An 8,653-nucleotide genomic window follows, 5' to 3' on the forward strand; every position below is an offset into this window, starting at 1 on the left:
TCAAACCCCGCGCTTATTGCCCCAGATCAGCACATGAAGCTGGGGCAGCACATGCGCCTCAAACCAGCGGTCGGCCATTACCTTGTCGACCAGCCATTGCATGCGGTTCATGATGCCGTCCATGTCAATGCGGGCATTGTCATCTTCGGGCGGCGGCGGTGTGTGGTTGCCCGGCTGAAGGTAGACGGCCAAATGCGGGTGCCGCGCTGATGCGGCCTTTGCAAAGGCATAGTCTGCATCGTCGAAAACCACGAATTTCAGCACAGTTTTGGGTTTCGGTCCTGCCGCATCAATGCAGGCGGCAAGCGCATCCCAATCCGTTACCATGCCGCTTGATGGCGGCTTTGGGCTTAAAACCAGCGTGTCGAGCTTCGCAAACCAGTCTTTCGCCACCGATCCCTGAGTTTCCAGCGCAAAACGATAGGCTTGCGCGTGACCATGATCGATCAGTGGTCCAAGAGGCTGGATGGCTGGATTGCCACCTGAAAGTGACACTGTTATGGGCCTTTTTCCAGAAAGTGCCGTCACTTCATGCCAGATTGCATCGACGCTCATTGGCTTCCAGTCATGACGAAAGCGGCTTTCAACAGCGTGCAGACTGTCACACCATGCGCAGCGATAGTCGCAGCCGCCCGTGCGCACAAAAACAGTCGGCTCGCCGCTTAATACGCCTTCGCCCTGAATGGTTGGGCCGAAAATCTCGCTGATGCGAATTTCGGGTTCGATCTTCATGGCTGATGTCCGGGCCGATACTCAGCCCATGTTTTTGGCGTTTCGCTGACCCGCACCGCCGTCACTTCCTGCCAGCGGCTCTTGCACCAGTCAAAGAGATGACGTGCCAGCACTTCCGCCGTCACGCGATTATGGCCAAGCACATCATTGAGATGGCGGTGATCGAGTTCATCATCAATATAGCGCTTGAGCGGTGCCAACTCGTGATAATCACGCACAAAACCGTGTTCATCGAGAACCGAAGCGGAAAGCTCGACTTCCACGATGTAATTGTGCCCGTGCAGCCGCGCACACTGATGATCGGCTGGCAGTTCGGTTAACTGATGCGAGGCGGAGAAATGAAATTCCTTGGTGATGCGAAACATCAGGCACCCCCTCTTTCGATGGCGGCACGCCAGAAATCAGCATCTTCGTAGAGCGTTGGATCTTGGATCCCGGCCAGATGAAAGGCCTCGCGGCGTTCCACGCATGTGCCGCAGCGTCCGCAATGATGCGCACCGCCTTTGTAGCAGGACCATGTTGCCTCAAATGGTGTTTTGTATTTCGCACCATCCACGACGATGTCGCTTTTTGTCTTTTGCACATAGGGTGCGAGCAGCCTGACATCGGCATAGCCTTCCAGCGCATGATCCTGCATGGTCTGGAAAGCATTGATAAAGCCGGGGCGGCAATCGGGATAGATGAAATGATCGCCGCCGTGAACGGCAAGCGCCACGGCTTCAGCTTTTTGTGCTGCCGCCACACCAAAGGCAATTGCCAGCATAATGGCATTGCGGTTGGGAACGACCGTGATTTTCATTGTTTCTTCGGCATAATGGCCGTCAGGAACATCAACATCGTCGGTTAGGGCCGAACCGGTGAGGCTTGAACCAATCGGGCGAATATCGATGATCTGATGAGGGACATTGAGCCGCTTTGCACAAGAGGCCGCAAAGTCGAGTTCTTTTTTGTGCCGCTGGCCATAATCAAAAGAGATCAGGCCAGTGAGCTGATGTTCCGCCGCAATTTTATAGCTAAGCGAAACAGAGTCCAATCCGCCGGAGCAGATGACGAGTGTTTTCATCGTTTGAGTCCTTGTTTTGACCGGGTAGGCTGCGACCGGATGTTTACGGGGTTCTCCTAACCCACAAGATTGGGGTTGTAAACGCTATGAAGTTGGGATGCCTGTGATCGTGCAGGACGAAACATGGTGGAAAGCATCACAGGGACCAGATGCGATCGGGGTTAGTGCGAAAACGGAATGACTACCTGTAACAATAAATTCATTTAAATCGATATTGCCGCCCATCCGTGATTGACGTGCACGTCAACCGTCTTTAGGTTTCGGTCCGGTTCCTGACGCTGCGGGGAGGTGCCGGTTTCACGGCGTTTGTGTCAGCAGCGTTTTCATGTCGGATTCTGACATGTGGGCAGAGATTCATGGCGGCATAGTCGCGCCGCAAAAGTCATTGAAGAGGTAATCGCGGATGAAAGTCCTTGTCGCAGTAAAGCGGGTTGTAGATTACAACGTAAAGATCCGGGTCAAGGGTGATGGCTCTGGCGTTGAGCTTGCCAATGTCAAGATGTCGATGAACCCGTTTGACGAGATTGCAGTTGAAGAAGCGCTGCGCCTGAAAGAAGCGGGCAAGGTCTCGGAAATCGTTGTGGTCTCGATTGGTCCGGCACAGGCGCAGGAAACCATCCGCACAGCTCTTGCCATGGGTGCTGATCGCGGCATTCTGGTTAAGGTTGAAGAAACCGTCGAGCCGCTTGGCGTGGCCAAGGTTTTGAAGGGGGTTGTTGAAGCTGAACAGCCAGACCTCGTGTTTCTCGGCAAGCAGGCGATTGACGATGATGCCAACCAGACCGGCCAGATGCTTTCAGCTCTGCTTAACTGGAGTCAGGCAACCTTTGCGTCCAAGGTTGAACTGGGCGATGGTTCTGCCAAGATAACACGCGAAGTCGATGGCGGTCTTCAGACCATTGATGTGAAACTGCCTGCGATTGTGACCGTTGATCTTCGTCTGAACCAGCCGCGCTATGCTTCGCTGCCAAACATCATGAAGGCCAAGAAGAAGCCACTCGAGGAAAAGTCACCGGCTGATTTTGGCGCCGATATTGCACCGCGTCTTAAGGTTTTGAAGACCGAAGAACCCGGTGGCCGTAAGGCTGGCATCAAGGTTGGTTCGGTTTCTGAACTGGTTGAGAAGCTCAAAGCTGACGGCGTTCTGTAAGAAATCGGAAAGGACAAACACATGGCTATTCTTCTTATTGCCGAACACGACAATGCAAGCCTTTCTGATCAGACGGCAAAGGCTCTGACGGCCGCGGCACAGATCGGCGGCGACGTCGATGTGCTGGTTGCAGGCAAGGGCGCAAAAGCTGCGGCTGATGCAGCAGCCAAGCTTTCCGGCGTGCGCAAGGTTCTGCTTGCTGAAGGCGATGCGCTGGAAAACCAGCTGGCAGAGCCAGTGGCAGCGCTTATCGTTGAACTCGCTGGCAATTACGACACGATCATTGCACCAGCCACCACATCGGCCAAGAATATTCTGCCGCGCGTGGCAGCCCTTCTTGATGTGATGCAGTTGTCTGAAATCATGGAAGTCGTGTCCGCTGACACCTTCAAGCGTCCGATCTATGCCGGCAATGCGGTCCAGACCGTGCAGTCGACTGATGCCAAGAAGGTGATCACCGTGCGCACGGCTTCGTTCTCGGCTACCGGCGAAGGTGGTTCGGCTGCGGTTGAGAGCGTGAATGCAGCGAGCGATCCGGGTCTGTCGCGCTTTGTTGAAAATGCGCTTTCGGGCGGTGATCGTCCAGAACTGACTTCCGCCAAGATTATCATCTCGGGTGGTCGTGCGCTTGGGTCGTCGGAAAAGTTCGAGGAAGTGATCCTGCCGGTTGCTGACAAGCTTGGCGCAGCGGTTGGTGCCAGCCGTGCAGCAGTTGATGCGGGTTATGCACCAAACGACTGGCAGGTTGGCCAGACGGGTAAGGTGGTTGCGCCTGAGCTTTACATTGCGGTTGGTATTTCCGGCGCGATCCAGCATCTGGCGGGCATGAAAGACAGCCGCGTGATCGTCGCGATCAACAAGGATGAAGAAGCACCGATCTTCCAGGTGGCCGATTATGGCCTCGTCGGTGATCTCTTCACGATCCTGCCAGAGCTCGAAAAAGCGCTTTGATTTAAAAGGCGGCAGGGATGACCTGCCGCTTTCTTCTTCTAAGAGCGTTTCGCGTTTTGATGGATCCACGCGAAACGCTCCGAGTCGTTTTTATCGCATTATCCTACGCAACAAAACTTATGCATTTTTGCTGGAAATGCTCTGGTCCTGCGACAATGGCGAGTGGGGCGGCGAATGTGATTGTCTTGCATTTTCTGCCTATAGCTGTCTTGGTAGGTGAGCGTTTTTATAAGCGTGAATGCTTGGCATGAAGGAGTTGGTACTGTGGCAATCAAGACAGTCGGTATTGTTGGCGCGGGGCAGATGGGCAGCGGTATTGCACATGTCTGCGCATTGGCAGGTTACGACGTGCTGCTGCATGATGCGGCTGCGGACAGGCTCGAAAAGGGTATTGCCACCATCAACGGCAACATGGCGCGGCAGGTCTCGTCGGGAAAGCTCGAAGAACAGCAGCGCGCTGATGCGATGAAGCTGATCCGTGCCGCCAATTCCATGCAGGATCTGGCGGGCGTCGATCTTGCCATTGAAGCCGCAACAGAAGACGAAACCGTCAAGCGCAAGATTTTTGCGCAGCTTTGCCCGGTGCTGAACCCGGAAGCGATCGTTGCGACCAATACGTCATCAATCTCCATCACGCGCCTTGCATCTACCACGGATCGCCCGGAGCGTTTCATCGGCATTCATTTCATGAATCCGGTGCCGCTGATGAAGCTGGTTGAACTGGTGCGCGGTATTGCGACCGAGGAAGATACATTCCGCAAGTCAAAGGACTTTGTGACGGCGCTTGGCAAGACCGTCACGGTGGCAGAAGATTTTCCGGCCTTCATCGTTAATCGTATTTTGTTGCCGATGATCAATGAGGCGATCTACACGCTTTATGAGGGTGTTGGCAGTGTGGAAGCCATCGATACGGCCATGAAGCTTGGTGCCAATCATCCGATGGGACCTTTGCAGCTTGCCGATTTCATCGGGCTTGATACCTGTCTTTCGATTATGCAGGTGCTGCATGACGGCCTGTCAGATTCGAAATACCGCCCATGTCCCCTTCTGGTCAAATATGTCGAAGCGGGATGGCTGGGCCGCAAAACGGGCCGTGGCTTTTATGATTATCGCGGAGAGCATCCCGTTCCGACCCGCTGATCAAGTCTTTTTTTTCTCCAAAGCCGGTATTTCGATACCGGCTTTTTTAGTTGTGTCTAATTTCCCACGCCTGTGGAAAACTTGAATATCCTTACCGTTAACTTAACCTTAACCACGACGCTTCAGGAGTTATTCATCTTTAATGGTTAAAGTTTTCATTAAGATGTTCGGAAGCGAAAAGCATTCAATAGAGCTTAAACGTTTCAGTATCGGGCATTATTTTTCGAGCAGCAAATTCGTGATGAGGTGAAGACGATGAACATTATCGTTCAGCTACGTGACAGCGTTAATGTCATCCGTGAATTCGTCGCACCAAGCTACAGGCCAGAGCGCCATTATATGCGCGGACCTGGCCCGGCTTGCGCGGCACGCACGGTCAATTAGAATCGAAAAACCGGTTCGCACTTTTGATGGAAATGCTCTAGTTCCAGAATTTCGTTCTGGTTTCAGGCAACAGAAAAGCCAGAGTGGGTGACCACTCTGGCTTTTTGTTTAGCGCTTTTGCTTATTCCAAGCCTTCAAACAGTGCCGTTGAAAGATAGCGTTCTGCGAAGGATGGAATGATGATGACGATGTTCTTGCCCTTGTTTTCAGGACGTTTGCCAATTTCGATGGCAGCGGTGAGGGCGGCACCTGAAGAAATGCCGACCGGAATGCCTTCAAGACGTGCAATCAGACGGGCGTTGGCAAAGGAATCTTCGTTGGAGACGGTAACAATTTCGTCATAGATGCTTGTGTCGAGGGTCTTTGGTGCAAAGCCGGCACCGATGCCCTGAATTTTATGCGGGCCGGGTGTTCCGCCGGAAAGAATGGGCGAGTCTTTTGGCTCGACAGCAACCACTTTGAAAGACGGTTTGCGCGCCTTGATGACCTGACCAACGCCGGTGATCGTGCCGCCGGTGCCGATGCCTGAGATCAGAATATCGGCTTCGCCATTGGTGTCGTTCCAGATTTCCTCAGCCGTCGTCAGGCGATGAATTTCTGGATTTGCCGGGTTTTCAAACTGCTGTGGAATGATCGCATTTGGATTGCCTTCAGCAATTTCTTCAGCCTTTGTGATCGCGCCTTTCATGCCTTTTGCACCCTCGGTCAAAACGAGTTCAGCACCCAGAAGCTTGAGCAACTTGCGGCGTTCAACCGACATGGTTTCAGGCATGGTCAGCACAAGGCGGTAACCCTTTGCTGCGGCAGCAAAGGCCAGCGCGATACCGGTGTTGCCGGATGTCGGCTCGACAAAAACAGTTTTTCCCGGAACAGCCTTGCCCTGTGCCTCAAGCGCTTCGATCAGTGCCAGACCGATGCGGTCCTTGACGCTTGCCAGCGGATTGAAGAATTCCAGCTTTACCAGCAGATTGGCTTCAACGCCCTTTTCCTTGGCGAATTTGTCGATGCGCACGAGCGGTGTGTTGCCGATTGTATCGAGAATGGAATTATAGATGCGACCGCGCCCTGCGGGTTCACCGTTTTTTCCGCCAAGTGGCTTGCTCATGGAATAATCTCCTTCTGTTGAGGGCGAAGTTTATGAGGAAATGGCGCAAAAGCATAGCTGCTTCCATGCTTCTGATTGGATAATAATGGAATTATATTCTAAAAATTTCTCCTTGCTAGAAGAATATTCCAGGTTGTTGCGTGCCGTTAAAGCGCATGATCATTTGTTGGAAAATCGCGCAATGCTCAAGTGAAAACAGATCGCGTGCTCTTTCGATCAGCCTCTTATGTCTGTAAGCTTTTGGCGTCTGATTGATCCGCATCAATGTTCTTTTTGCGACGAGCGCACATGATCGGGTCGTGATCGCAAACTGGAGGCATGGGCCGTGTATAAGACAATACTGATTGCAACCGATGGGTCTGAACTTGCCGATAAGGGCATTGAACAGGGCGTGGCGCTGGCCAAGAAGTTTGGCTCGAAAGTGCTGCTCGTTTCTGTGACCGAGCTTCTGCCATCCTATGGGATCGTGGTTGCTGCAGAATGGGCCTCAAGCCCTGCTGCTTTTCAGGAATATCGTGAGGCAATCACCAAAGCGGCGACAGAATTGCTCTTGAAAGCCAAAGCCAAGGCGGAAGCCGCAGGCGTTCATGCCGAAACTTTACACATTGAGAATCAGTCGCCAGCGCAGGGCATCATTGAAGCCGCCAAGCAGACAGGCAGTGACCTGATCGTTATCGCATCGCATGGCCGCCGTGGTGTCAATAAGCTACTTCTTGGCAGTCAGGCTGCTGAAATCCTCTCTTTAAGCTCTGTACCTGTGCTTGTGGTCAAATAAATCACGCAATCTGCAAAATGCTAAACACAGGGCAATGTTCGCTCACAGTCGCATAAGAGACTAACAACGCAAGAAGATTGCCCCATATCTCTGTTAGACTTCTCTGGCCTCTAAGGGCAGGAGAAGTTTTTCAGGAGATTATCATGACCGCGCCGCGTCCATCGAAGACCAGCATTGGCAATCATCTGCTTCATCCCGAAACACAGATGCTTAATTATGGTTACGATCCCGAGCTATCCGAGGGAGCTGTCAAACCGCCTGTTTTTCTGACATCGACCTTTGTGTTCAAAAGCGCTGAAGATGGGCGCGACTTTTTTGATTTTGTTTCCGGGCGCAAAGAGCCTCCTGCTGGCGTTGGGGCGGGGCTCGTTTATTCGCGTTTCAACCATCCTAACAGCGAGATCGTAGAAGATCGCCTGGCTGTTTATGAAGGCACGGAAAGCGGTGCGCTGTTTTCCTCCGGCATGTCGGCGATTGCCACGACCCTCTTTGCATTCACTCGGCCCGGTGATGTGATTCTGCATTCGCAGCCGCTTTATGGCGGCACAGAAACGCTGCTTGCCAAGACATTCCATAATTTCGGTGTTGAGGCTGTGGCCTTTGCTGACGGTGTCCACGAGACTTCTATCCAAGAGGCAGCCGATAGGGCGGTACAGAAGGGGCGCGTGTCGGTTATTCTGATTGAAACGCCTGCCAATCCAACCAACAGCCTTGTCGATATTGCTGCGATCCGGCGCGTTGCAGAAAAGATCGCCGCCAAGCAGAATGGCCACCGCCCTGTGATCGTGTGCGATAACACATTGCTTGGCCCGGTTTTTCAGAAGCCGCTTGATCACGGTGCAGACCTGTCACTCTATTCGCTGACGAAATATGTCGGTGGCCATTCCGATCTGATTGCCGGTGCCGTTCTTGGCGCGAAGGCGGTTGTCAAACAGGTGAAAGCGCTGCGTGGCGCCATTGGCACACAGCTTGATCCGCATTCGTGCTGGATGCTGGGGCGATCGCTTGAAACACTTGGCATTCGTATGGAACGTGCGAACAACAACGCACGCGCGGTTGCGGATTTCCTGCGGGTGCACCCCAGGGTCGAAAAACTGCATTATCTGCCTTTTGAGGATGAAAATTCGGCGGCTGGGCAATTGTTCAAGCGCCAATGCACCGGAGCGGGTTCGACTTTCTCCTTTGATATCAAAGGCGGTCAAGCGGCAGCATTTCGCTTCCTCAATGCACTGGAAATATTGAAGCTGGCCGTTAGCTGTCATTAAGCATGGAATAAGGACCCCATTTGAGGGGTTATCGGCATCCAAACGGGACCCCTTATTTAAAGGGTAACATGACCTTCGATTTCAATCG

Annotated in this window: 9 protein-coding genes and 1 pseudogene; 6 read left to right on the plus strand and 4 right to left on the minus strand. The window is 53.0% G+C overall.

The genetic code is table 11. From position 1 onward, the window contains the following. From queE to queC, 3 genes are read right to left on the minus strand one after another with little or no spacing between them, the layout of a single operon-like run. Positions 1–732, minus strand: a complete 732-nt coding sequence (gene queE, locus VBH83_RS16695) for a 7-carboxy-7-deazaguanine synthase QueE (RefSeq protein WP_265982309.1) — start codon at positions 730–732, stop codon at positions 1–3. Continuing rightward, on the minus strand, positions 729–1,097 hold the full coding sequence (gene queD / locus VBH83_RS16700) for a 6-carboxytetrahydropterin synthase QueD (RefSeq protein WP_265982308.1): 369 nt from the start codon (positions 1,095–1,097) through the stop codon (positions 729–731). The genes queE and queD overlap by 4 nt, the downstream gene beginning before the upstream one ends. After that, a complete protein-coding gene (gene queC, locus VBH83_RS16705) occupies positions 1,097–1,795 on the minus strand; it encodes a 7-cyano-7-deazaguanine synthase QueC (RefSeq protein WP_265982307.1) in 699 nt (232 codons plus the stop codon). Before queC ends, queD begins: the two co-directional genes overlap by 1 nt. Positions 1,796–2,198: 403 nt before the next feature. On the opposite strand from queC, the gene VBH83_RS16710 reads away from it, so the two are divergent. The 4 genes from VBH83_RS16710 (at position 2,199) to VBH83_RS16725 (ending at position 5,420) form a co-directional block, all read left to right on the plus strand. Further along, positions 2,199–2,945 carry an electron transfer flavoprotein subunit beta/FixA family protein gene (locus VBH83_RS16710; protein ID WP_265982306.1) on the plus strand — a complete coding sequence of 249 codons (747 nt, stop codon included), beginning with the start codon at positions 2,199–2,201 and terminating at the stop codon, positions 2,943–2,945. A gap of 21 nt (positions 2,946–2,966) precedes the next feature. Then, positions 2,967–3,896: an electron transfer flavoprotein subunit alpha/FixB family protein gene (locus tag VBH83_RS16715; protein ID WP_265982305.1), complete on the plus strand. Its 930-nt coding sequence runs from the start codon at positions 2,967–2,969 to the stop codon at positions 3,894–3,896. A 264-nt stretch (positions 3,897–4,160) separates the two neighbouring features. Next, positions 4,161–5,036 (plus strand): 3-hydroxybutyryl-CoA dehydrogenase, encoded by an 876-nt coding sequence (locus tag VBH83_RS16720; protein WP_265982303.1) that lies wholly within the window; start codon positions 4,161–4,163, stop codon positions 5,034–5,036. Positions 5,037–5,291: 255 nt separating this feature from the next. Continuing rightward, positions 5,292–5,420 carry a hypothetical protein gene (locus VBH83_RS16725; protein ID WP_260525696.1) on the plus strand — a complete coding sequence of 43 codons (129 nt, stop codon included), beginning with the start codon at positions 5,292–5,294 and terminating at the stop codon, positions 5,418–5,420. 121 nt (positions 5,421–5,541) lie between these two features. Here VBH83_RS16725 and cysK read toward each other — a convergent pair whose 3' ends face one another. Continuing rightward, a complete protein-coding gene (gene cysK / locus VBH83_RS16730) occupies positions 5,542–6,525 on the minus strand; it encodes a cysteine synthase A (RefSeq protein ID WP_265982301.1) in 984 nt (327 codons plus the stop codon). Between the two features lie 325 nt (positions 6,526–6,850). Between cysK and VBH83_RS16735 the strand changes: the two genes are divergently transcribed. Together VBH83_RS16735 and VBH83_RS16740 are read left to right on the plus strand one after the other, a co-directional pair. Continuing rightward, positions 6,851–7,300 carry a universal stress protein gene (locus VBH83_RS16735; protein ID WP_265982300.1) on the plus strand — a complete coding sequence of 150 codons (450 nt, stop codon included), beginning with the start codon at positions 6,851–6,853 and terminating at the stop codon, positions 7,298–7,300. A 143-nt stretch (positions 7,301–7,443) separates the two neighbouring features. After that, positions 7,444–8,556: pseudogene (locus VBH83_RS16740) on the plus strand (cystathionine gamma-synthase family protein); the annotation flags it as partial. Positions 8,557–8,653: the final 97 nt, after the last annotated feature.

The organism is Ochrobactrum sp. S1502_03 (assembly GCF_044435015.1).
GTDB classification, from domain to species: Bacteria; Pseudomonadota; Alphaproteobacteria; order Rhizobiales; family Rhizobiaceae; genus Brucella; species Brucella chromiisoli.

Bases quoted from the DNA above. Each gene is read 5' to 3' on its own strand.
- queE (WP_265982309.1), bottom strand. From the start codon at position 732: ATGAAGATCGAACCCGAAATTCGCATCAGCGAGATTTTCGGCCCAACC.
- queD (WP_265982308.1), bottom strand. From the start codon at position 1,097: ATGTTTCGCATCACCAAGGAATTTCATTTCTCCGCCTCGCATCAGTTA.
- queC (WP_265982307.1), bottom strand. From the start codon at position 1,795: ATGAAAACACTCGTCATCTGCTCCGGCGGATTGGACTCTGTTTCGCTT.
- VBH83_RS16710 (WP_265982306.1), top strand. From the start codon at position 2,199: ATGAAAGTCCTTGTCGCAGTAAAGCGGGTTGTAGATTACAACGTAAAG.
- VBH83_RS16715 (WP_265982305.1), top strand. From the start codon at position 2,967: ATGGCTATTCTTCTTATTGCCGAACACGACAATGCAAGCCTTTCTGAT.
- VBH83_RS16725 (WP_260525696.1), top strand. From the start codon at position 5,292: ATGAACATTATCGTTCAGCTACGTGACAGCGTTAATGTCATCCGTGAA.
- cysK (WP_265982301.1), bottom strand. From the start codon at position 6,525: ATGAGCAAGCCACTTGGCGGAAAAAACGGTGAACCCGCAGGGCGCGGT.